Origin of the sequence: Corallococcus sp. AB038B (assembly GCF_003668955.1) — a bacterium.
Taxonomy (GTDB): domain Bacteria; phylum Myxococcota; class Myxococcia; order Myxococcales; family Myxococcaceae; genus Corallococcus; species Corallococcus exiguus.
In genome coordinates, this window is sequence record NZ_RAWO01000001.1 from 425,710 (window position 1) to 445,821 (window position 20,112).

At 68.8% G+C, this 20,112-nt stretch carries 24 protein-coding genes; 13 read left to right on the top strand and 11 right to left on the bottom strand.

The window, feature by feature from the left end:
• Positions 1 to 55: 55 nt before the first annotated feature.
• Genes D7Y04_RS01825 through D7Y04_RS01835 form a run of 3 tightly spaced genes read left to right on the top strand, consistent with a single transcriptional unit; the run spans position 56 to position 1,226 of the window.
• Positions 56 to 406 carry a helix-turn-helix transcriptional regulator gene (locus D7Y04_RS01825; RefSeq protein WP_121758123.1) on the top strand — a complete coding sequence of 117 codons (351 nt, stop codon included), beginning with the start codon at positions 56 to 58 and terminating at the stop codon, positions 404 to 406.
• The gene (locus tag D7Y04_RS01830) at positions 403 to 897 is read left to right on the top strand and encodes an SRPBCC domain-containing protein (RefSeq protein ID WP_120598134.1); all 495 of its coding nucleotides are present in this window, start codon (positions 403 to 405) and stop codon (positions 895 to 897) included. Before D7Y04_RS01825 ends, D7Y04_RS01830 begins: the two co-directional genes overlap by 4 nt.
• A gap of 8 nt (positions 898 to 905) precedes the next feature.
• Complete coding sequence (locus D7Y04_RS01835) at positions 906 to 1,226, top strand: hypothetical protein (protein WP_120598133.1); 321 nt, start codon at positions 906 to 908, stop codon at positions 1,224 to 1,226.
• Here D7Y04_RS01835 and pdxA read toward each other — a convergent pair.
• From pdxA to D7Y04_RS01855, 4 genes are all read right to left on the bottom strand, one after another.
• On the bottom strand, positions 1,147 to 2,184 hold the full coding sequence (gene pdxA / locus D7Y04_RS01840; protein ID WP_121759241.1) for a 4-hydroxythreonine-4-phosphate dehydrogenase PdxA: 1,038 nt from the start codon (positions 2,182 to 2,184) through the stop codon (positions 1,147 to 1,149). The genes D7Y04_RS01835 and pdxA overlap by 80 nt on opposite strands.
• Before the next feature lie 11 nt (positions 2,185 to 2,195).
• Positions 2,196 to 3,167 (bottom strand): peptidylprolyl isomerase, encoded by a 972-nt coding sequence (locus D7Y04_RS01845; RefSeq protein ID WP_121758124.1) that lies wholly within the window; start codon positions 3,165 to 3,167, stop codon positions 2,196 to 2,198.
• A 61-nt stretch (positions 3,168 to 3,228) separates the two neighbouring features.
• A complete protein-coding gene (locus D7Y04_RS01850) occupies positions 3,229 to 4,224 on the bottom strand; it encodes a peptidyl-prolyl cis-trans isomerase (RefSeq protein WP_121758125.1) in 996 nt (331 codons plus the stop codon).
• Between the two features lie 178 nt (positions 4,225 to 4,402).
• A complete protein-coding gene (locus tag D7Y04_RS01855; RefSeq protein ID WP_120579696.1) occupies positions 4,403 to 5,422 on the bottom strand; it encodes an alpha/beta fold hydrolase in 1,020 nt (339 codons plus the stop codon).
• A 151-nt stretch (positions 5,423 to 5,573) separates the two neighbouring features.
• Between D7Y04_RS01855 and D7Y04_RS46485 the strand changes: the two genes are divergently transcribed.
• The 3 genes from D7Y04_RS46485 to D7Y04_RS01870 all read left to right on the top strand — a co-directional run bounded on the left by D7Y04_RS46485 (position 5,574) and on the right by D7Y04_RS01870 (position 6,788).
• Positions 5,574 to 5,885 (top strand): CBS domain-containing protein, encoded by a 312-nt coding sequence (locus D7Y04_RS46485; RefSeq protein ID WP_121759242.1) that lies wholly within the window; start codon positions 5,574 to 5,576, stop codon positions 5,883 to 5,885.
• A gap of 70 nt (positions 5,886 to 5,955) precedes the next feature.
• Positions 5,956 to 6,195, top strand: a complete 240-nt coding sequence (locus tag D7Y04_RS01865) for a GIY-YIG nuclease family protein (RefSeq protein WP_120595616.1) — start codon at positions 5,956 to 5,958, stop codon at positions 6,193 to 6,195.
• Between the two features lie 188 nt (positions 6,196 to 6,383).
• Positions 6,384 to 6,788 (top strand): hypothetical protein, encoded by a 405-nt coding sequence (locus D7Y04_RS01870; protein ID WP_147454530.1) that lies wholly within the window; start codon positions 6,384 to 6,386, stop codon positions 6,786 to 6,788.
• A 10-nt stretch (positions 6,789 to 6,798) separates the two neighbouring features.
• Here D7Y04_RS01870 and D7Y04_RS01875 read toward each other — a convergent pair whose 3' ends face one another.
• A complete protein-coding gene (locus D7Y04_RS01875; protein WP_121758126.1) occupies positions 6,799 to 7,104 on the bottom strand; it encodes a hypothetical protein in 306 nt (101 codons plus the stop codon).
• Positions 7,105 to 7,196: 92 nt separating this feature from the next.
• On the opposite strand from D7Y04_RS01875, the gene D7Y04_RS01880 reads away from it, so the two are divergent.
• On the top strand, positions 7,197 to 7,478 hold the full coding sequence (locus D7Y04_RS01880; protein ID WP_120595594.1) for a hypothetical protein: 282 nt from the start codon (positions 7,197 to 7,199) through the stop codon (positions 7,476 to 7,478).
• 10 nt (positions 7,479 to 7,488) lie between these two features.
• A complete protein-coding gene (locus D7Y04_RS01885) occupies positions 7,489 to 7,968 on the top strand; it encodes a hypothetical protein (protein WP_121758127.1) in 480 nt (159 codons plus the stop codon).
• Between the two features lie 18 nt (positions 7,969 to 7,986).
• Here D7Y04_RS01885 and D7Y04_RS01890 read toward each other — a convergent pair whose 3' ends face one another.
• Together D7Y04_RS01890 and nudC are read right to left on the bottom strand one after the other, a co-directional pair.
• On the bottom strand, positions 7,987 to 8,679 hold the full coding sequence (locus D7Y04_RS01890; protein WP_120576201.1) for a radical SAM protein: 693 nt from the start codon (positions 8,677 to 8,679) through the stop codon (positions 7,987 to 7,989).
• Between the two features lie 44 nt (positions 8,680 to 8,723).
• On the bottom strand, positions 8,724 to 9,554 hold the full coding sequence (nudC, locus tag D7Y04_RS01895; RefSeq protein ID WP_121758128.1) for an NAD(+) diphosphatase: 831 nt from the start codon (positions 9,552 to 9,554) through the stop codon (positions 8,724 to 8,726).
• Positions 9,555 to 9,645: 91 nt separating this feature from the next.
• Here nudC and D7Y04_RS01900 point away from each other — a divergent pair, with 91 nt between their 5' ends.
• Positions 9,646 to 9,870, top strand: coding sequence for a hypothetical protein (locus D7Y04_RS01900; RefSeq protein WP_120595597.1), 225 nt, complete (start codon positions 9,646 to 9,648; stop codon positions 9,868 to 9,870).
• 30 nt (positions 9,871 to 9,900) lie between these two features.
• On the opposite strand, the gene D7Y04_RS01905 is transcribed toward D7Y04_RS01900, so the two are convergent.
• Positions 9,901 to 10,362: an FKBP-type peptidyl-prolyl cis-trans isomerase gene (locus tag D7Y04_RS01905; protein WP_171807785.1), complete on the bottom strand. Its 462-nt coding sequence runs from the start codon at positions 10,360 to 10,362 to the stop codon at positions 9,901 to 9,903.
• Between the two features lie 131 nt (positions 10,363 to 10,493).
• On the opposite strand from D7Y04_RS01905, the gene D7Y04_RS01910 reads away from it, so the two are divergent.
• Positions 10,494 to 11,705 (top strand): MFS transporter, encoded by a 1,212-nt coding sequence (locus D7Y04_RS01910; protein ID WP_121758129.1) that lies wholly within the window; start codon positions 10,494 to 10,496, stop codon positions 11,703 to 11,705.
• A 4-nt stretch (positions 11,706 to 11,709) separates the two neighbouring features.
• Here D7Y04_RS01910 and D7Y04_RS01915 read toward each other — a convergent pair whose 3' ends face one another.
• From D7Y04_RS01915 to D7Y04_RS01925, 3 genes are all read right to left on the bottom strand, one after another.
• On the bottom strand, positions 11,710 to 12,147 hold the full coding sequence (locus D7Y04_RS01915; protein WP_121758130.1) for a GNAT family N-acetyltransferase: 438 nt from the start codon (positions 12,145 to 12,147) through the stop codon (positions 11,710 to 11,712).
• A gap of 14 nt (positions 12,148 to 12,161) precedes the next feature.
• Positions 12,162 to 15,029: a TonB-dependent receptor domain-containing protein gene (locus D7Y04_RS01920; RefSeq protein ID WP_120595600.1), complete on the bottom strand. Its 2,868-nt coding sequence runs from the start codon at positions 15,027 to 15,029 to the stop codon at positions 12,162 to 12,164.
• Between the two features lie 84 nt (positions 15,030 to 15,113).
• Positions 15,114 to 15,557: an HIT family protein gene (locus D7Y04_RS01925; RefSeq protein ID WP_120595601.1), complete on the bottom strand. Its 444-nt coding sequence runs from the start codon at positions 15,555 to 15,557 to the stop codon at positions 15,114 to 15,116.
• 152 nt (positions 15,558 to 15,709) lie between these two features.
• Between D7Y04_RS01925 and D7Y04_RS01930 the strand changes: the two genes are divergently transcribed.
• From D7Y04_RS01930 to D7Y04_RS01940, 3 genes are all read left to right on the top strand, one after another.
• Positions 15,710 to 17,377, top strand: a complete 1,668-nt coding sequence (locus D7Y04_RS01930; protein WP_121758131.1) for a carboxypeptidase-like regulatory domain-containing protein — start codon at positions 15,710 to 15,712, stop codon at positions 17,375 to 17,377.
• A 198-nt stretch (positions 17,378 to 17,575) separates the two neighbouring features.
• On the top strand, positions 17,576 to 19,429 hold the full coding sequence (locus D7Y04_RS01935) for an Ig-like domain-containing protein (RefSeq protein ID WP_158627442.1): 1,854 nt from the start codon (positions 17,576 to 17,578) through the stop codon (positions 19,427 to 19,429).
• Between the two features lie 175 nt (positions 19,430 to 19,604).
• Positions 19,605 to 20,075 (top strand): response regulator, encoded by a 471-nt coding sequence (locus D7Y04_RS01940; RefSeq protein ID WP_014393311.1) that lies wholly within the window; start codon positions 19,605 to 19,607, stop codon positions 20,073 to 20,075.
• The last annotated feature ends 37 nt before the right edge of the window (positions 20,076 to 20,112 follow it).

Genomic DNA, 20,112 nt, shown 5'->3' on the forward strand with positions numbered 1-20,112 from the left:
CCACGCGGAGGGCCCTGGACAATCGAAGCATTCACGGATATGTATATACACGTCCATGAATGTTGACGTCTTCCAGACCCTGGCCGACCCCACGCGCCGCCGCATCGTCGAGGCGCTGAAGGGCGGCGAGCTTTCGGTGAACGACCTGGTGGCGCGGGTAGACATCCAGCAGTCGGGTGTCTCCCGTCACCTGGGGATCCTCCAGGAGGCGGGCTTCGTCCAGGTCCGCCCCGAGGGCACGAAGCGGCTGTACTCGCTTCGCCCGGAGCCCTTTCAGGAGCTCGATGCCTGGGTCACCGGGTATCGCAGCCTCTGGGAGGCCCGCCTCGACCGGTTCGGCCAGGCGCTCGAGCGAAGACGCAAGGCACGCACGGACGCCCCCAAATCCGAGGAGGAACCCCCATGACGACCCAGACCGAAACCGCGAAGCGCAGCACCGTCACCTTCGACCGCAGCTACACCGCAACGCTCGATGAGGTCTGGGAGCTGTGGACCACGAAGGACGGCTTCGAGTCCTGGTGGGGCCCCGAGGGCTTCTCCGTGAAGGTGCACGAGCTGAACGCGCATCCCGAAGGCCTGCTGCGCTACGACATGATCGCCACCGCGCCGGAACAGGTCGCCTTCATGAAGCAGGCGGGCATGCCCCTCTCCAGCCCCAGCAGCCTCACGTACACGGAGCTGACGCCGAAGACGCGGCTCGCGTACCGGCACGCGGTGGACTTCATCCCCGGCGTCACGCCCTACACCGTCTCCACGGTGGTGGAGCTCGAGGCGAAGGGCGACACCGTGCGGATGGTCGTCACGTCCGACGCCATGCACAGCAAGGAGTGGACGGAGCGGGCCTCCATGGGCATGGAGAGCCAGCTCAACAAGCTCAGCAAGCGGTTCCAGCGCTAGACTGGCGCATGGCCGCGCGGGAGGACCCAGACCCCATCGAGTTGCACCTGTGTCACCGTTGCCTGATGCGGCTGCCGGTGGACGCGGGCGGGGTGGACCTTCCGCGCCGGGTGCGTGAAGCCCTCAAGGCCCACGGCCTGGCGGCCAAGACGCAGCTCATCCCGGCGTCCTGCCTGGGTCACTGCCCCACGGGGAAGGTCACGGTGCTCGTGGTCCCCGACTCAACGGCGCGGGGCACGCACGCGAAGCTCATCGACCCGAAGGAGGACGGCGAGGACCTCGCGAAGCACCTGTCTGCCCGGCTCCCGAAGAAAGCCGGGCCGCCTTGAGCAGGGCTTCCATCATGGGCACGCAGCTCGCGGTCCCCGTGCCGGCAATCGCATAGGCGGTGCCGTGGTCCGGCGACGTGCGAGGCACCGGCAGGCCCAGCGTCACGTTCACCGTGCGCTCGAAGTCCAGCGCCTTGGCCGGGATGAGTCCCTGGTCGTGGTACATGGCCAGCACCACGTCGTACTTCGCGCCCACCTCGTCAGGCCGCGCGAACAGGCCATCCGCGGGGATGGGCCCGTGCGCATCCACCCGCTTCGCCCGAGCGAGGCGGATGGCGGGACCAATCACCTCCACCTCTTCACGCCCCAGCATCCCGCCCTCGCCCGCATGCGGGTTGAGCCCCAGCACGGCGATGCGCGGCTTGCGGCCCACCACCGGCTGCAGGCTGCGCGAGAGCAATTGAAGCTGCGCCACCAGCTTCTCCACCGTCAGCAGCTTCGGCAGCGCGGAGATGGGGACGTGGTTCGTCGCCAGCGCGATGCGCACACGAGGCCCGTCCATCATCATCAACACGTCCACGCCGAACGCGTCCGCCAGCACCTCCGTGTGGCCCATGAACGGGATGCCCGCGCGCGAAATCTCCTCTTTCGACACGGGCGCGGTGCACAGCGCGTCCACCGTCCCGGCGCGCATCGCGTCGATGGCGGCTCGCACGTACGCGTACTGCGCCTTGCCGCCTTCGCGTGTGGGCTTGCCCGGCACGCGGTGCTTCGCGGGAAGGTGTGTCACCTCCACCACCGCCGGCCCCTCCGTGCGGCCCAGTTCCTCCAGGGCCACGCGAGGGAAGCGGCGGAAGAGGGGAAAGCCATCCAGCGTGGGCCCGTCCCCGAACACGACCGGCACCAGCGCGCGGCGCACCGAGGGCTTCGCCAGCGCCAGGGCCGTCACCTCCGGCCCGATGCCCGACACGTCCCCCAGCGAGATGCCCACGCGGGGGCGCGCGTCCGTCGTGGTCACCGGGCGCGGGCTCACATCTTCACTTCGACGTTGGCCTTCGAGCGCAGCTCCTGGACGTACTGGTCCAGGAACTTCTCCGTCTTCTCGTTGAGGAGCTTGGACTCCAGCTTGGGCTTCATCTCCTCGAAGGAGGCCACGGCGATGTTGCGGCGCTCCTCCACCTTCAGGATGTGCCAGCCGAAGTTGGTGCGGATGGGCTCGCTGACTTCACCCTCCTTGAGGTTGAAGGCGGCCTTCTCGAAGGCGGGCACCATCACGCCGCGCTTGAAGTAGCCCAGGTCGCCACCGTCCGACGCGCTGGGGCCCTCGCTGCGGGCGCGCGCCAGGGCGGAGAAGTCCATGCCCGGCCGGCGGGCCTCCTGCGCGATGCCCTCCGCCTTCTGCTTCGCGGCGGCCACCTGCTCCGGCGTGGCCTTGGCGTCCACCTGCACCAGGATGTGGCGGGCGTGCACCTCCACGTCCTCGGTCTCCAGGCGCGTGTACTGCGTGTACGCGGCCTTCAGGTCCTCCTCGGTGACCTTCACCTTGGGGCCCACCTTCATGCGCAGCAGCTTGTCGCGCACCACGCGCTTGCGGAGCATGTCCTTGTAGCCGGCGAGCGTGAAGCCCTCGTTCTTGAGCAGCTGCTCGAACTGGCTCATGTCGCTGACGTTGTTCTGCTTGAGCACGTCCTGCACCAGCTCATCCACCTCCGCCTCGGTGGTGGTGATGCCCAGCTGCTGGACCTCCGACTCCATCAGCTTCTCGCCGATGAGCGTGTCCAGCGCGGTCTTCATCAGCTGCGTGCGGGCCTCGGCGCGCTTGTGCGGGTCGATTTCGGAGTTCACCCGCTGGAGCTCCGGCGCGGCGCGCTGCTGCACCTCCGACAGCGGGATGACGTCGCGGTTCACCACCGCCGCCACCTTGTCCACCAGCTCCGCGCGGGCGGACGTCGCCCCCGTGAAGAGCATCACCGCCGCCAGGAACGCCACCAGGTTCTTCATCGCAACGACCCTCTTGAGACAAACGCCGGGAGCCCAACAGGCCCGCTCCCGGAAAAGTCCTTCACTTCGCCGCCTGCGGCGCCGGCCGCCCGCGGATGGTCTGCAGCGTGGCCTCGTTCACCACCACCTGGGCCTTGTCGCGCAGCTCCTTCTCGAAGGCCTCCTGCGCCGCCGCCCGCTTGGCCTCCAAGAGGCGCCCCTCCACCTTCCCGCGCACCTCCACCAGCTCCCGCTTCCTCGCCGACCTGCGCTCCAGCACCTTGAACAGGTGGTAGCCGTACTCCGTGGACACCACGTCCGAAACCTGCCCCACCCCCAGCTTGAATACCACCTCGTCGAAGGCAGGAGGCATCTGTCCCCGGGGGAAGAAGCCCAGGTCGCCTCCCACCTTGGCGTCCGCGCTGAGCGAATAGCGCCGGGCGAGGTCGGAGAACTTCTTGCCCGCCTTGAGCTGCACCTGGAGCTTGCGCGCCTCGTCCAGCCCCTTCACCACCATCTGCGCGGCGTGGACCTCCTCGGGCTCCTGGAAGTCCGCCTCGTGCGCCGCGTAGTACGCGCGCAGCTCCTCTTCCGTCACCGCCACGCGCGAATAGACGTGGTTGGTGAAGAGCTTCTCGATGGTGAGCCGGCTCGCCTCGCGCGCTCTCAGCTCCGCCATGGACAGCTGCCCCTGGGCGAGCACTTCGTTGAAGTTGCCCGCCGGGTAATCGCCGGACAGCCGCAGCACGCCGCGGTCCACCTCTTCGGGCGTCACGGTGATGTTGTTCTGCTTCGCGGCCTGGAGCAGCAGCATCCGCTTCACGAGCGTGTCCACGAGCGCCCGCTTGAAGGGCTCCACCTCCTCGGGCGTGGGCTCGGGACCTTCCGTGGTGGCCAGCTCCCGCGCCAGCTCCTGTTCGAAGTCCGTCCGGCTGAGCGACTCGCCGTTCACGGTGGCCACCACCGTGGGGTCCGGCCCCTCCTGGGCCTGCGGCCGGCAGCCCGTCAGCCCCAGGACTCCAAGGGCGAGAGCAGCGGACCACGACAGCAAGGAGGCGCGGAAGGAAGCGGGACGCATGCGCTGAGGCCTCGGGGGAGGGGACAGGGGACCTTCCACGGTGGTGCCAGGCCGCGGGGCTTTCAAGCGGGACGTCACGGCCGGGATGGGAAGCGAACGGATGGGCCCATGGGACGGCCTCCCGGGTAGCACGCCGGGCGGGCCCGGACAACCGGCCCTCCTGGTGGGCTTCTCCCCCCTAGAGCGGGGTGGCGTTGGAGGACAGGAAGGCCTCCACCTGGGGAAAGATTTCGTCCGGCGCCTTGCGCCCCAGAATCAGGTCCGCGTGGCCGTAGTCCGCCTCGAAGCCGTGGCCGCGGCCGGCGACCAGCATCTTCACGGGGCCACCCAGGTGCTCCTTCGCCCGGGCCACCGCTAGCGGCGGCGCGAGCAGGTCCCGGCTGCCGGCGATGAGCAGGAACGGAATCTTCACCCCGGCGAGCGGCTCGCGGTAGTCGAAGCTGCCGTCAAACGACGTGAACTGGCTGGTGGTGATCCACCGGGCGAACTGCCGTCCCACGCCCCCGGCCACGTCCGCCGGCACGTTGGCCAGCGCCCAGCGCACCACCTGCGGATCCATGTTGTCCGCCAGCATCATGTACCGGGTGAGCGGCCCTGGAGGCGCCCCGAAGAAGGCGATGCTGGTGACGCGCCGGGTGGGGATGACCTTGAGCTTGAGGACGGGCTCCACCCGCTGGACGAACGCCCGCAGGCCCGGCTGCACCGCGAATGTAAAAGGTGCACCCAGGGACACCGCCGCCTTCACCGGCGCCTGGGGGTTCTTGGCCAGGTGGGCGTAGAGCATCAGGCCGCCCTTGGAGTGGCCCACCCAGAGCACTTGCTGGGCACCGGTGGACATCACGGTGCGCAAAGCTGTTCTCACGTCGTGTTCGGCCTGGTCGTCAAAATTCCAGTCCGCGCAGGCCCCGGCGAGCCCCCGGCCGCGCAGCTCGATGACCCAGGTCTCGAACCCCGCCCGCGCCAGGTAGCGCGCCAGGCTGTACTGCTCGTTGAAGTCCATGTGGAAGCGGTTGGCTCCCAGCCCGTGGCACAGCAGGACGGGCTCCGCGAACCGGCGCTCCCCTCGAGGGTGGTAGCGCCCCAGCGCGATGGCCGCTCCGTCGTCCGTGGGCACCCGGTACAGCTCGTCCGGCTTGAACGTGAGGGTCAGCAACCCCTCCTTGCTCCGCTCCACCGCCTTGGTGAAGAGGTCCGCCATCCGGCTCAACCGGGGTGCTGATGCCTGTCGTGATGTCACGCCTTCATTCTACGCCCGTCGCCCGGCCGTTGCCGGTGTGTCGCACGCGGACTTTGGAGGACCGGCAGGACAGTTGCAGGGGATGTGTGTCCATCGCGGGGAGGTCGTGGAAATGGGGCAGGGCCGGGGTTTCAGGGAAGTGTTGTCGTCCTTCATCGCCACAGTTTTTCCCACAGACACACTGCTGGGGGCCTTGAAGGTGATGGAGCGGCACCACGTGCAGGTGGTGGGGGTGGTAGGCGCAGGGGGCGGTCTGGTGGGCGTGGTGCACGAAACGCAGGTGCTGGCGGGGTGGCGGACGGATCCGCTGGCGCAGGTGTCGGACGTCATGGCGCGCGTTCGCAAGACGCACGCGGTCCTTACCCGGACGCGGCGGCTGGCGCGGCTGCACGGCAGGCGTGGGGGCGGGCAGAAGCTTTTCTGAGGGGCGCGGTCCTGGCGGTAGAGTGGGGCCCGACGTGTCGGAAGCCCCGCCCACCGCCTGGACCGTGTACATGCTGCGCTGCCGGGACGGCACGCTCTACACGGGTGCCACCAACAACCTGGAGCGTCGCCTGGCCACCCACGGCCGGGGCAAGGGCGCCGCGTACACGCGAGCCCGGCTGCCGGTGACGCTGGTGTGGAGCGAGCCCGCCGAGGACCGGAGCACCGCCCTGCGCCGCGAGGCCGCCATCAAGCGGCTGACGCGCGCGGACAAGTTGCTGCTCTTCACGCGGCGCCCGGGACGGCGTTGACGCACGTCCCCCGGGCTTGTTGGCGGAATGGGTTCTCTTCCCGACGCGGGATGCGCGCCGAGCGACAGTTGGCGAGGCGCCCGCGGGTGTTTCATCGCCTGCTGATGAAACGGCCGGGGCCTTCGGGTGGGTGTACGGAACGCCGGGGGCCGAATTAGGGTGTGGCCTGTCCTAGCAGGGGGAAGTTCATGTCGCGTTCTCGCTCGTTCTTGTTCGCTTTGCTTGCCCTGGGTCTGGGGAGCGTGGGGTGCGGCGCGCCCAACCACCAGCCCGTCATCACCGCCGGACCGCGCCCGTTGGGCTCGCCGTCCACGCCGGGCGGACTCAAGTTCGAGGAGGGCACCGTCATCCAACTCCAGCTGGAGGTGACGGACGCGGACAACGACGAAATCTACTTCCGCTGGACGCAGAACCCGCCGAACGCGGGCGGCGTCTTCAGCAACCCCAACATCGCCACGCCCACCTGGACGGCGCCGGCTCCGCCGGAGAACCCCAACGATCCCATCTACCTCTACGTGGAGGTGGAGGACCACAACGGGGGCGTGTTGCTGGGGCAGTCTCCCCCGCTCTTCATCCTGCCGAAGCAGCAGTAGCGCGCAGGCTTCAGGCGGCGGTGGCCGCGGGAGGCGGAGAGCCCGGACCCTGCTTCGCGCGGCTCCGGGCGCGCACGGCGACGAGGATGGCGGCCACCAGGCCCGCGCCCGCGCCAATGCCCGCGCCCATCAGCTGGGAATGCATCAGCGACGTCGTCACGCGGCGCACGACCTCCGGCAGGTTGCACATGGTCTGCGAGGCGAGCGGCGTGCTGTTGTACCACTCGATGTAGGAGGGGGCGACCAGCGACGCGATGAAGGTGCCCAGCAGCGTGCCGGCCAGGATGAAGATGAGGAACGTCTTGAACGTGGCCATGGCGGGGACCTCCTCGGCGGGTGGGCGGCGGGGCGTCCTTAGTATGCGCACGCCCGCCGCGAAAGGGGCGAAGGCGTGCTAAGGGGGCGGGTGTGCCGCTCCTGCCACTCGCCATCTTGTTCGGGGTCGTCTCGCTCGTGTGCGCGGCCCTCCTGCTGACGCACGCCTTTCGCCGCAGCGTGGGCACGGGCGTCATGGTGCTGCTCATCCCCTGCTACATGCTCGTCTACGCGTTCAGCCAGTTCGAGCACCCGCGCAAGAACCTCATCGTCGCGGGCTTCGTGGCCAGCACCGTGCTGACGGCGGTGTTCCTGGGCATGGGCTCGCACGGCATCGTGGCGGCGATGGCCCGCACGCCGCCCCCCGGCTTCTAGGCCTCCGCGCATGACCGCGAGCCCCACGGGTGCCCGCTGTGGGCAGCATCCGGACTCGGCCGCGGTGGCCCTCTGCGCGCGCTGCGGCGGCTACCTGTGCGGTGCGTGCACGGAGGTGCTGGAGGAGACGGCGTACTGCGCACCCTGCGCCGAACGACGCTCCCGGGACATGCGCCCGTCGCGCGCGGTGCGGGTGGCGCTGGGGGCCAACGTCCTGGGGCTCCTGTTGCTCGTCGCGCCGCTGTGGATGTTCTCAGGGGGGAGGCAGGGTGAAGGAACGACGGTGCTGCTGGTGTTGATGGGGGCGTTCGCGGCGGCGGTGGCGGGCACCGTCATCTCCACGCGCAAGTTGCGGCGCCGCGACGAGGTGGGCGACCGGGGCCTCGCCATCGTGCTGCGCGTGCTGTCCGCGCTGAACCTGCTGGGGCTGCTGGCGTGGGGCGCGCTCATCGCCGTGGTGCTGGTGACTCTGGGGCGGCACAGGCCCTGAAGGCGCCGTGCCCGCGCGTCACACGCCGCGCTCGTTCGGGTCCCAGAGGTACTTGTGCATCTGGAGCTGGAAGCGCACCGGCAGCCGGTCCTCGATGATCCACTCCGCCAGCTGGCGCGGGTGGAGCTTGTCGAAGATGGTGGAGAACAGGACGCCGTAGGGCTTCTTTCCCAGCTGGTGCTCCTGCACGAGCGCGCGTGCCCACTCGTAGTCCACGCGTGAGCCGATGACGATTTTGAGCTCGTCATTGGCGTTCATGGACGTGAGGTTGCGGTAGTCGTTGCGGTCGCACTCGCCAGACGACGGCGTCTTCATGTCCACGATTTTGTGGACGGCCGGGGGCACGAGCCGCACGTCGATGGCGCCGCTCGTCTCCAGCAGCACCTTGAGGCCCGCGTCCAGCAGCGCCTCCATCAGCGGATACACGCCGGGCTGGAGCAGGGGCTCGCCGCCTGTCACCTCCACGGTGGGCGAGTTCCAGGCCAGCGCCTTCTCGACGACCTCGGAGACCTTCATGCGGCTGCCGCCGTGGAAGGCGAACTCGCTGTCGCAGTACGTGCAGCGCAGGTGGCAGCCGGTGAGGCGGATGAAGCCGCACAGCATGCCGGCGTGGGACGACTCACCCTGGAGTGAGAGATAGAGTTCCTTCACCACGACGGAGTCAGCGGTGGGGACGCGGCGGGGCTCGATGTGCGGGCGTGCGGCAGGCATGGCGTGCGAAGGGGCGCATCAAGCGCACCCTTGGGGGGAGGGGGTCAAGCCCGGCGGGCCTTCACCCGGTCGATGAAGGTGTCGATGAGGTGGCGCGCGATGCTCAGGCGGGGCGGGATGCGCGGCAGGTCGTCCACGCCGAACCAGCGCGCCTCGGCGATCTCCTTGCCGTCCACGACGACGTCGCCGCCCGCGTACTCGGCCATGAAGCCCACCATCAGCGAGCGGCCGAAGGGCCACGGCTGGCTGCCGAAGTAGGTGACGTTCTTCAGGTCCACGCCCACCTCCTCCTTCACCTCGCGGAGCACGGTCTCCTCCAGCGACTCGCCGGCGTCCACGAAGCCGGCGACGGTGCTGAAGAAGGGCTCCGGGAAGGACGCGTTGCGCGCGAGCAGCATCTCGTCACCCCGGGTGATGAGCACGATGACCGCCGGAGCGATGCGCGGATAGAACGGCGTGTGGTCCACCGGGCATCGGCGAGCGCGTTCGCCGGGCACGAGCTGCGTGGCCGCGCCGCACTTGCCGCAGAAGCGGTGGTTCAGGTCCCACTCGGAGATGGAGAGCGCGCGGCCCGCCACGGCGAAGGTCACCTCGTCCACCTGCTTGTAGAGCGAGCGGGCGGGCACGAACTTCAGCCCTTCCGGCGGCGTGAAGTCCCCGAGCATGGGCGCCGCATAGCAGTCCGTGTCGTCGAGCATGCCCAGGAAGTGGGCGCTGGCCGCGGCCTCCGGTAGGGCCGAGCACCGGGGCAGATCGAGTCGGCCGTCCTGTTCGGACACGAGCAGGTCCATGCCGCGCGTGGCGAACAGGAGCGCGATGTCGCGCGAGCGAGCGGGCGGTTCGTAGCCGGGCTGGAAGCGTTTGAGGGGGCTCACGGGGCGACCTTAACGGACAGCGCGGCGGGGCGCCGCGCGCTATGCTCCGGCCGCCCGCCACCGGGCATTGCCCGCCTGGGAGCCTTCGACCGTGAACGCCATTGTTCTCCGCGTCATCTGCGGCCTGCTCTTCGCCGGAATGGTGCTGGGCGTGGTGAACCATCCCCCGCAGGACCTCACGCAGGGGCTGGGCATGATGCTGCCCGCGACGATGCTGCTGGGCGTGGCGCTGAAGGGGCCGAAGGGCCGCTCCACGATTCCGAAGAAGCGCGCGCCGCCGGCACCGCCCGTGTCCGGGGGGACGCCCGGCGTTTGAAGTCCACGCCGGGGCCCTTCGCGGCCAGCGTCAGTAGACGTTCATCAACTCCACGTCGAAGACGAGCACGGCGTCGCTGGGGATGACGGGCGCGGAGCCGCGCGAGCCGTAGCCCAGGTCGGAGGGGATGACGAGCTTGCGCTTGCCGCCCACGCGCATGCCGACGAGCCCCTCGTCCCAGCCCTTGATGACGTCGCCCACGCCCACCACGAAGTCGATGGGCTCACCGCGCGCGCGGCTGTTGTCGAACATGGAGCCGTCCGGAAGCCAGCCCGCGTAGTGGACCACGACGTAGCTCTTGTTGACCGCCTCCTTGCCGGTGCCCACGACCAGGTCCTGCGTGTAGAGGCCGGACTCGCTCTTGTTCATCGCGGACAAGTCCACGCCCAGGGAATCGGCGTAGGTCACGTCCGCGGGGTCACCCGAGGAGGATGAAGAGTCACCACAGCCGGCCAGGGCCAGCACCGCGCACAGCAGGAGGGAACGAAGCATGGCCCGCAGCCTGCCGCGCGCGGGCCCCGTGGGGAAGGGGGGCACGCACGGCCTGCCCGCCCGGACGGTGATGGGGGCGCAGGTCCTGCTTGAAGCGCGTCCATGCGGGGCTTATCCGTTGCGCCGCCGCCATGCAGACGCCTTCCGACCCCGCGCCTTCCGCTTCGCTCCGTCCCTCGCTCGTCTGGCTGATGGCGGTGGCCGGCGCCGTCACCGTCGCGAACCTCTATTACAACCAGCCCCTGCTGGGAGACATCGGCCGGACGCTGGGTGCGGACGGGAGCGCGCTGGGGCTGGTGCCCACGCTGACGCAGGTGGGCTACGCGGTGGGCATGCTGTTCCTGGTGCCGCTGGGTGACAGCCTGGAGCGCCGCAAGGTCATCCTCCTGTTGTGCGGCTGCGTGGGCGTGGCGCTGGTGGTCGCGGGGCTCGCTCCCAGCCTGCACGTGCTGGTGGCGGCGAGCTTCGCCATCGGCGTCACCACGGTGGTGCCGCAGATGCTCATCCCGTTCGCGGCGCAGCTCGCGGCGCCCTCGGAGCGCGGACGCGTGGTGGGCATGGTGATGAGCGGACTGCTCATCGGCATCCTCCTGTCGCGCACGGCGGCGGGCTTCGTGGGCACGCACCTGGGCTGGCGCACCATGTTCTTCGTGGCGGCGGGCCTGATGGTGGTGACGGGTGTCGTGTTGCGCTTCACGCTGCCCGCGCAACCGCCCTCGGTCTCCATGCCCTATCCCCAGTTGATGCGGTCGCTCATCCACCTGGCCCGCACGGAGCCGGTGCTGCGGCTGCACGCGCTGCTGGGAGGGCTGACCTTCGGCGCGTTCAGCGCGTTCTGGGCCACGCTGGCGCTCTACCTGCGCTCACTGCCCGGGCACTACGACGCGCAGGTGGCGGGCCTCTTCGGCGTGGTGGGTGTGGCGGGCGCGGCCATCGCGCCGCTGGTGGGGCGCTACGCGGACCAGCGAGGGGACCGGCGCATCAACGCGCTGGCCATCGCCGTGCTGCTGGCGTCCTTCGTCGTGCTGTGGCTCGTGGGGCACTCGCTGTGGGGCATCGCGCTGGGCGTGGTGCTGCTGGACCTGGGCGCGCAGGCGAATCAGATCGCCAACCAGGCGCGGGTGTACTCGCTGCGGCCCGACGCCCGGAGCCGGCTCAACACGCTCTACATGGTGACCTACTTCGTGGGCGGCGCCGCGGGAGCGTGGGCGGGCATGACGGCGTGGACGCGCGCGGGCTGGCCGGGCGTATGCGCGGTGGGCGGGGCGATGTCGCTCACGGCGCTGGTGGTGGTGCTCTGGACTGGCCGCCGTCTGCCGGCGGCCCAGGCCTCCGCGACCTGAAGCCTCAGATGTCGCGCTGCATGTTCCGGTGGGGGATGCCCACCTCTTCGTAGAGCTCGCCGTACGGCGCGTAGCCCAGGCGCTCGTAGAAGGGGACGACGGGGGCCCGCGCATGCAGGTGGACGTGGCGGAAGCCGCGAGTGCGCAGCTCCTCTTCCAGCGCACGCACCAGCTGCGCGCCCAGGCCCTTCTTCTGCAGCGAGGGCGACACCGCCATCTGGAAGAGCCGGCCGCCGTGCGCGTCCTCCGGGTGGAAGAGCACGCAGCCCAGCACGTCGCCATTCGCGTGGGCCACCAGGTGGAGGCTGGCGTCCTCGAAGGGGAACTTCACGTCCTCGCGTGCATGGCCCAGCGGCTCGCGAAGCACGCGGAAGCGCAGCTCCAGCTCGCCCGCGTAGAGCGGATGGCGGGGGTCGATGAAGTCGAAGCGGAGGTCATTCATGGCGCGAGAGTCTGTCAGAAGCTGCCGGTGAGCTGGAGGTTGAAGGTGCGGCCGTACTGCGGCACGGGACCGGCGGAAACGTCGTCGCTCACGACGAAGGCGTAGCGCGAGTCGAGCAGGTTGTTCACGCCCGCGAAGTAGCGCAGCCGGCCGTAGTCACCGGACACGCCGAAGCCCACGAGCAGCGCCTCTCCGCTGGCCGCGCCAGCGACGCTCGGCACCCGGGCGCTCTGGTAGGTGGCCTGCGTGGCGATGCGCATGTCGCCATTGCCCACGGGCAGCAGGAAGCGTCCGGAGGCGAGGTGCGCGGGCGCGGCCTCCACCACCTCCTGCGAGGCGTTGCGCAGCGTCACGTACGAATAGCTCAGGTCCACCAGCAGCCAGCGGCCCGGCTGCCAGTGCAGCCCGGCCTCCGCGCCCCACGCGAGCGTCTCGCCGGAGTTGTTCGCGTAGACGAGGCACTGGGTGGGCGCGCTCTGGGTGCCGCAAGCGGGCGTGGCCGCCGACTCGGTGGTGAGCGTGACGAGCTGCGAGATGCGGTTGTGATAGCCCGCGACCGTCACGCGCAGCTCGTGCGTCAGGTCGTGCGAGTGCTCCACCTCGAAGGTGGTGATGGTCTCCGGCTGCAGCTGCCCCGCGGGGCGCTGGGTGAGGAGGTTGTCCTCGTAGAACAGCTCGTAGACGTTGGGGGCGCGGAACGCGCGGCCGATGACGAGCTTGGTGAGGCCCTGCTCATACGGCCGGCCGATGACCGCGAGCCGGGGCGTGAGCGGAAGCGAGTCCAGGTCGGAGTACATGTCCACGCGGAAGCCCAGGGACAGGCTCAGGCGCGGGTGCAGGCGCCATTCGTCCAGTGCGTACACGGACACGAGCGAGCGCGTCCGCGAGCCCAGTGACGCGGCCACCGAGGGGCCCACGCTCTTCTGGTCCACGCGCAGCTGGGCCTGGCCCTCCACGCCCACGGTGAGGCGGTTGGCTTCGGACAGGACCGCCAGCAGGCGCGCCTCGCCGGTGAGCCAGTCCGCCGCGCCGGAGTCGGTGTTCGTCACCGCGTTGTCGCCGCCGTCGTAGTTCCAGTGGCCCTTGTAGCGGCTGAGGTCCAGGGCTCCGCGCAGGGACAGGACGAAGCGCTCGGACAGGGGGCGTTCGTACTTGGCCTCGGCGAAGCCGCGCACGTCCTGCACGCGCGTGCCCTGCGCGCCCACCACGGTGCCATAGGGAGCAGTGGGCACGTCCTTGCTGCGCCCGTGCAGCCGGGCCACCAGGGACAGGTTGCCCAAGCGAGCGCGCAGCGAACCGGTGCCGGCCCTCTCGCCGTCCAGGCCGGTGACGATGGGGCCCGAGTCGCCCAGGCGGGTGGTGTCCGCGCCGTGCGACTTCATGCCCGCGAGGCTGAAGAGGACGGAGCGCTGGGTGTCCTCCCATGACGTGGTCGCGTGCACGAGCGTGGAGCCCATCGCGCCCACGGCGCCGGTGATCTCCAGCCGCCGGTCCAGGCCCAGCGACTCGCGCGGCACCACGTTGATGACGCCGAAGAACGCGCCCGTGCCGTACAGCGCGCTGCCGGGGCCGCGCACCACCTCGATGCGCTCCACCTCTTCCAGGTCCACGCTGAGGTCATGCGCCGCGTAGCCCTGGCCGGCCCACACGTCGTTCATCGCGTGGCCATCCCAGAGGATGAGGATGCGCGTGTTGAGGTCGCCCGGCGGAGAGAAGCCGCGCACGCCCAGGTACGTGTACGTCCGGTCGTCGGTGAGGAAGAAGCCGCGCACGCCCGCCAGCGCCTCCGCCAGGGTGCGCCAGCCGAACGCGCGCAGCTCCTCCGGAGTGAGCACGGTGGTGGAGGCGGGGGCCTCGTCCACGGACAGCAGGCGCTTGGACGCGGCGCGCACCGGGGGCGGCTCGTAGCGCAGGGTGGCGTGGACCTTCACCTCCTGGTCGGGGATGACGGTGACCTTCTGGCGCACGGGGCGCACGTCGCGGCTCTCCACCTCCAGCACGTGCTCGCCCTGCGGGAGGGTGACGACCGTGGGGGTGAAGCCCGCGGGCCGTCCGTCCACGCGCACGGTGGCGCCGTCGTGGTTTGCGGTGACGACGACGCGGCCGCTGGGTGCCGTCTGAGCGGTCAGCGTGACGGCGAGTGGCAGGGTGCCTTCCGCGGGCACGTCGATGACGTACTGACCGGGAGCGTGGCCAGGCGCGCGCACGTGCAGCACGCGCTGGCCCGGAGACAGGCGCAGCTTCGCGGGGATGCGGCCCAGGACGGGGCCGGTGGGGTTGTCGCGGACCTCCGCGCCCTCGGGGGAGCCGGTGATGTCCACCATGCCGGTGATGAGGGCCAGGTCCAGGTCCACGGGCACTTCCCGTCCCCGGACGAGGGTGACGGTGGCCTCGGTGGGGCGGTAGCCGGACTTCTGGACCAGGACCTTGTGGCGGCCCGGCGACAGCGCGAGCGTCTGCGGCGAGCGGCCCCGGCTGCCCAGGTCCGCGCGGTCCACGAGGACTTCCGCGCCGCGGGGATTGGTGGTGACGCGCACCAGTGCGACCTTGGGGCGCAGCCGCTCCAGGGAGCGGGTGACTTCCGAGGCGTCCTCGGCCGGCAGATCCTCGCCGAGCAGGTCGTTGTAGTAGCGGTACGCCTCGTTGAACTTGCCCAGCGCTTCGAAGCAGCGCGCGATGTTGAAGAGGACGTTGCGGTTGGGGACCAGCCGGTAGCTGGTGAAGTACGAGCGCAGCGCCTCGGTGTAGTTGCCGTGCGAGTACGCGTCGTTGCCCAGCTCGAAGGCGATGTCCGCCTCATCCGCGTTGTTGTCCGCGAGTGCGGGACCGGCGGTGAGGAGCCAAAGGGACAGCAGCCAGGGGCCGAGGGGGAACGCACGCATGAGGGCGCCAGCATTCTTCCCCCGATACGGTGTCAGGTCCATGACACTGGCCAACCCGGAAGGGCACCGCACGCCCGGCGTGGGTCAGCGGGCGAGCGCCGCCGCCAGCCGCCGGGCCGCGGCTTCCAGCGTTTCCGGCGAAAGGTGCTCCGCCGGCGCTGCGTCGAATGCGCCCCGACCCCGGAGGTGGGACGGGGTGTCCGCGAAGCGGGGGACGAGGTGCAGGTGGAAGTGGCGGAGCACGTCCCCAATGGCGAAGGCGTAGACGTGCTCGGCGCCGAGCACCTCGCGCTGGGCGCGCATCACCCGGGCGGCGAACGGTCCCAGCTCCCGAGAGGCCGTTTCGTCCAGGTCATACCAGCCGCGCACATGCTGATCGCTGGTGAGCACCACCCAGCCCTGGACGGGGCTGGGAGACGCCACCCCGTGGAGGACGAGCCCGGGCGCCCGCGCGAGCACGCCACCCGGTGGGTGGACCTCCCCTCGAACAATGGCGCAGCCCAGGCAGGGGTTGTTGACGTCTGACATGGCGAGTCATCCTAGTTCGGGGCGCTTGGAAGCCCTTGGGTAAAATTCACCCCACCTTGACGGCGTGGGCCCGGGTCGGGGAGTGTCCGATTTCCGCCCTTTTGGGAGCAGCTGGGGCGTGAAAATTCCGTCATAAATTCAAGGTGGGGACGATGAAGAAGCAAGTGCTGATGGCCGTGTTGCCGCTGATGGTTTGGGGGTGCGGTGACCCGACTGACGCGGACAATGATGGTGTCGCGGACGGTATCCGTGATCCGAACAACGTGTCGGTGGTGGTGCCTTCCACGCCGAAGGGCACGGTGTCGGGCCAGGTGCTGAGCACGACGCTGCAGCCGATCGCGGACGTCGCGGTCGCGATGACGATTGGCAGCCAGCCGACGGGCAAGTCGGTGACGACGGATGCCAGCGGCAACTTCGTGATGACGGACGTGCCGGCGGGCGCTCAGGTGCTGCTGACGTTCAGCAAGAGCGGCTTCTCGACGCTGCGCGCGACCTCCACGGTGCCGTCGTCCGCGGGCAATGTGCCCATCAACAACGGCAACGCGAGCTTCGGTCCGGTGACGCTGACGCAGCTGAACGGCTCGCTGGCCGTCACCGTGGTGACGCCGCAGGGCCGTCCGGCGGTGGGCGCGAAGGCCGTGCTGGAGGTTGACAAGGCGGGCTCGGTCATCCTGAGCAACTACGACTCCGTCTCCTCCGTGGTCAGCAAGGTCTACGTGGAGGCCACGGCGGACGCCAACGGCATCCTGACCTTCAACGGCATCCCCTCCGGCATCGAGCTGGCGCGCCTGAACGGCACGTACAACCTCTGGATCGCGCCGATGGACACCAACGGCGACGGGGTGGTGGACACGGGCGGTTACACGAAGAGCTACTCGGGTGGCTCCATCGTGGGCTCCCAGGCCACGACGCTCGCGCAGCTGAACTTCTCGAAGCCGTCCGGCGTGGGCGCGCTGAACATCGAGGGCGGCAACGTGTCCAGCCTGAAGGGCGCCGCGGAGACGGATCCGCTCCGCAACTTGGTGCGTCCTGGCGAGCCCATCTACGTGTACTTCAACCAGCCGGTGCAGCCGGGCTCGGTGTTCGTGCGCCTGACGGACGAGTACGCGAAGGAGTCGCTGCCGGTGACGGCCTCGGTGAACGTCGGCGGTTACTCGGCGACCATCACCCCGGGCAACGGCATCGTGCAGGAGGGCAAGGAGTACAACATCTTCGTGCGCGCCGTGGCCGCCGAGGGTGGCAGCAACTACAGCCGCACGGGCTTCTTCTTCGGCGGCGACCAGTCCGCGCCGAGGGCGATCACCATCGCGGAGATCCGGTACCAGGAGCAGGAGCGGCCGCCGGCGAATGGCGCGTTCCAGCTCAATCCTGGTGAGCTCGTGTACGTGACCTTCAGCGCGCCCATCGCGAAGCAGGTCGGCCAGTCCGTCCAGGTCTTCTTCGGTGTCGACATCGACGGCGTCGGCGGCGTGGGTGGCAACTCCATCGGTGAGATTGACAACAACAGTGGCCAGGGCTTCCCCCTGGATATCGCCGAGCCGACGAAGCCCATCCAGACGCGCACGCCGGCCGAACTGCCGGTGTTCGGCATCCAGGCGTCCGGGTACAGCACCCGCTATTTCTTCACCTACGGCGGCACCACCGCCCTCAACAGCGGCAGCAGCGGCCTGGACCGGGTTCGTCTCCGGGTGGCGTTCAGCAACCTGGCGCCCGTCCTTGGCACCAACGACGTCTACGAGTCCATCTGGGGCCAGCCGATCAACGCGGACCTGGAACTGACGGGCATCATCCAGCAGCCCGCGCCGGCCCTGCCCAACTAATCCTTGAGCCTGGCTGCGTCAGCCTGACATGGGAGGTTGACTCCTCCTGGATGCCCCCGTGAAGCCCATGCTTCGCGGGGGCATCTTCGTTTCAACCTGTCCCCGAGGTGGGATCCTCCCGTCTTGAATGGAGACGTGTCCCCGCGTCGCTGGACGCGCAACGTCCCGAGGATGCATACGGAGCATGGCTGCTTCCGGATGGACTCCTTCTTGCTCAGCCGCGTCACCATGAAAAATCTCAGCTCCATCCTGATGGCGATGCTGCTCATGCCTGCGGCATGCATCCAGATTCCCGATCTCGCCGCTCCGCCCGAGACGCCCCCAGGCAGTGACGCCGGAACGGATCCGCAGGAGGAGCCGATTGGCATCCAATGGGTATCACCCATGGAAGGAGCAACGGTCGGAAGCACTGTGAGGTTCCAGGTTCAACTGACCGGGGCCGCACCCGACGGTGTGGAACTGCTCGTGGATGGCACTGCGGTCGCTACCTTGGAAGAGCCCTTCGTTCTGGATTGGGATACTCAATCCATCTCAGAGGGGCCACATGCGTTCGTCATCCGTGCGCGCCAGGGAGCGCAGGCGTTCTTGAGCGCCCCGCGCCAGTTGATGACGGACCGGACGAAGCCACGCATGGTCGCCCAGGTTCCTCTCAACGATGCCTCGGACGTTTCGATCCTGGCGACCGTGGAAGCCACCTTCTCGGAGGCGTTGGATCCGACCACGGTGAATGAACAGTCAGTCCAATTGATGGTGGAGACCACGCGTTTGGAGGCAGCAGTCCTTCTTTCGGGAGATGGAAGGACCTTGACCTTGAACCCGACCTCACCGCTTCCGGTGAATCAGAGGGTGCGGGTGGTGATGGCGGACACGGTCGCCGATTTCGCTGGGAACAAGCTCGACTCTGCGTCCCTGGACTGGTCTTGGCTTGTGCCCGCGCATCTCCACCTGGGGGCTCCCCTCACGTCCTTTCCCGGTCGGGGCTATATCGAGAGCGCCTCCTACGGAATGGGTGCGGACCTGCGTCCCATTGTTGCGTGGACAGACGGCGGGGAAGAGACACTCAAGGTTCATGTCCGGCGATGGAGTGGGAGTTCATGGGAGGCTCTGGGGACGCCCATGAGCTCAGGCAGGGTGACCAATGCCTACCAATGCGCACTCCAGGTGGATGTGGATGGAAAGCTGACGGTCGTGTGGTTCGAGAACATGAATTTCAAGGACTACGAATGGTTCGTCAGGCGCTGGAACGGACAGTCCTTTGAACCCTTGGGCCCCACATTGACCCCCGTCGTGCAGGGAGCATCTGTGATGGACTGGCGCTTGGCTCGGGGAGCGCATCCGTATCTCACCCTCGCATCCGTGGAGACGGGTGAAGGGTGGAAGCGCATCTACGTCCGCCAATGGCGCGACGGAAGCTGGGGGCAGTTGGGATCCGCCATTGAGCTGCGAGCGAACTCGATTGTGGACTCCTTCTTCATGGATGTTGATGGCCGGGGGGATCCATTCGTGGTGCTGAGGGAGCAGTTCACTGGAGGAGGAAGTCCCTTGCTCACCGCCATGCGATGGACAGGAAGCGCCTGGCAGGACATAGGCGCTTCCTTGTCTGGCCTTCTGACAGCCCTGTCGTTCGACGCCAGCAATGCTCCGCTGGTGGCGACATTGGATACGGTCACGGGAAAGCCAAGGACTCTCCTGAAAAAGTGGACAGGGAGCGCCTGGGAGCCGTGGGGTGGAGCGTTGGATGCTCTGCTGGGTGTGGACAACACGACCGTGAGTTCGGTGAAGCTGGACACCCAAGGGCGTCCTGTCGTGGCGCTCTATGGTCTGATGGGGAATGACGCCAACAGGTCTGGCAAGGGCCAGGTGCGACGGTGGAACGGGACTCAATGGGAGTCGCTTGGCGGGATATTGATTCCGTCGCCTGGCATGATCCCCAAGAGCCCTCCGATGCTCGGAATGGTCGCGGACGACGAGCCGCTCCTCACGTGGATTGAAGTGCCTCCTCCGATGTACTCGGTGGGAGCGGAGGTCCACGTGTATCGCCTCAACCACTGACCCCCACCCCCAGTCCCTCCGCCCACCTACACTGTCGTCCACTGTCCCCCTGTCGCTCAGCGGACAACGGACCTACCCTGGGATCCGTCCAGGGAAATCTTGCGAGAACGGGCGCTTTCCGGCGGACGTGTTTAGATTCGCTCCGCCCCTCCCCTGCATGCGAGGCCTCTGCTCCATGAAGAACGCGGTCCTGACATCTCCAGAGGGTGAGCCAACCGCGAGCGGTGGACCCGCTCCCGTGAACTCCGCCAAGCAGCGCGTCCTCGTCGTCGACGACTTCGACGACGCCCGCGAGATGTACGCCGAATACCTGGAGTTCTGCGGGTTTGAGGTGGACACCGCGAAGAACGGTCTGGAGGCCGTGGAGAAGGCCCAGGAGGGGGAGCCGGACATCATCCTCATGGACCTGTCCCTCCCCGTCATGGATGGCTGGGAGGCGACGCGGCGCATCAAGCAGGACACCCGCACCCGCGACATCCCCGTGATGGCCCTCACCGGCCACGTGCTCGCCGGCAACGCCGAGCACGCCCTGTCCGTGGGAGCGGACGAGTTCGTCGCCAAGCCCTGCCTGCCGCAGGACCTGGAGAACAAGATCCGCAACATGCTCAAACCCAGCAAGGCGAAGCCCCGCTCGGGTCAGGAGTAACCCCAGGCGCCGCCCCGCGGTGTCCATGGGTGGACAC

Bases quoted from the DNA above. Each gene is read 5' to 3' on its own strand.
- D7Y04_RS01825 (WP_121758123.1), top strand. From the start codon at position 56: ATGAATGTTGACGTCTTCCAGACCCTGGCCGACCCCACGCGCCGCCGC.
- D7Y04_RS01830 (WP_120598134.1), top strand. From the start codon at position 403: ATGACGACCCAGACCGAAACCGCGAAGCGCAGCACCGTCACCTTCGAC.
- D7Y04_RS01835 (WP_120598133.1), top strand. From the start codon at position 906: ATGGCCGCGCGGGAGGACCCAGACCCCATCGAGTTGCACCTGTGTCAC.
- D7Y04_RS01845 (WP_121758124.1), bottom strand. From the start codon at position 3,167: ATGAAGAACCTGGTGGCGTTCCTGGCGGCGGTGATGCTCTTCACGGGG.
- D7Y04_RS01850 (WP_121758125.1), bottom strand. From the start codon at position 4,224: ATGCGTCCCGCTTCCTTCCGCGCCTCCTTGCTGTCGTGGTCCGCTGCT.
- D7Y04_RS01855 (WP_120579696.1), bottom strand. From the start codon at position 5,422: ATGGCGGACCTCTTCACCAAGGCGGTGGAGCGGAGCAAGGAGGGGTTG.
- D7Y04_RS46485 (WP_121759242.1), top strand. From the start codon at position 5,574: ATGGGGCAGGGCCGGGGTTTCAGGGAAGTGTTGTCGTCCTTCATCGCC.
- D7Y04_RS01865 (WP_120595616.1), top strand. From the start codon at position 5,956: ATGCTGCGCTGCCGGGACGGCACGCTCTACACGGGTGCCACCAACAAC.
- D7Y04_RS01870 (WP_147454530.1), top strand. From the start codon at position 6,384: ATGTCGCGTTCTCGCTCGTTCTTGTTCGCTTTGCTTGCCCTGGGTCTG.
- D7Y04_RS01875 (WP_121758126.1), bottom strand. From the start codon at position 7,104: ATGGCCACGTTCAAGACGTTCCTCATCTTCATCCTGGCCGGCACGCTG.
- D7Y04_RS01885 (WP_121758127.1), top strand. From the start codon at position 7,489: ATGACCGCGAGCCCCACGGGTGCCCGCTGTGGGCAGCATCCGGACTCG.
- D7Y04_RS01890 (WP_120576201.1), bottom strand. From the start codon at position 8,679: ATGCCTGCCGCACGCCCGCACATCGAGCCCCGCCGCGTCCCCACCGCT.
- D7Y04_RS01905 (WP_171807785.1), bottom strand. From the start codon at position 10,362: ATGCTTCGTTCCCTCCTGCTGTGCGCGGTGCTGGCCCTGGCCGGCTGT.
- D7Y04_RS01910 (WP_121758129.1), top strand. From the start codon at position 10,494: ATGCAGACGCCTTCCGACCCCGCGCCTTCCGCTTCGCTCCGTCCCTCG.
- D7Y04_RS01915 (WP_121758130.1), bottom strand. From the start codon at position 12,147: ATGAATGACCTCCGCTTCGACTTCATCGACCCCCGCCATCCGCTCTAC.
- D7Y04_RS01920 (WP_120595600.1), bottom strand. From the start codon at position 15,029: ATGCGTGCGTTCCCCCTCGGCCCCTGGCTGCTGTCCCTTTGGCTCCTC.
- D7Y04_RS01925 (WP_120595601.1), bottom strand. From the start codon at position 15,557: ATGTCAGACGTCAACAACCCCTGCCTGGGCTGCGCCATTGTTCGAGGG.
- D7Y04_RS01930 (WP_121758131.1), top strand. From the start codon at position 15,710: ATGAAGAAGCAAGTGCTGATGGCCGTGTTGCCGCTGATGGTTTGGGGG.
- D7Y04_RS01935 (WP_158627442.1), top strand. From the start codon at position 17,576: ATGGACTCCTTCTTGCTCAGCCGCGTCACCATGAAAAATCTCAGCTCC.
- D7Y04_RS01940 (WP_014393311.1), top strand. From the start codon at position 19,605: ATGAAGAACGCGGTCCTGACATCTCCAGAGGGTGAGCCAACCGCGAGC.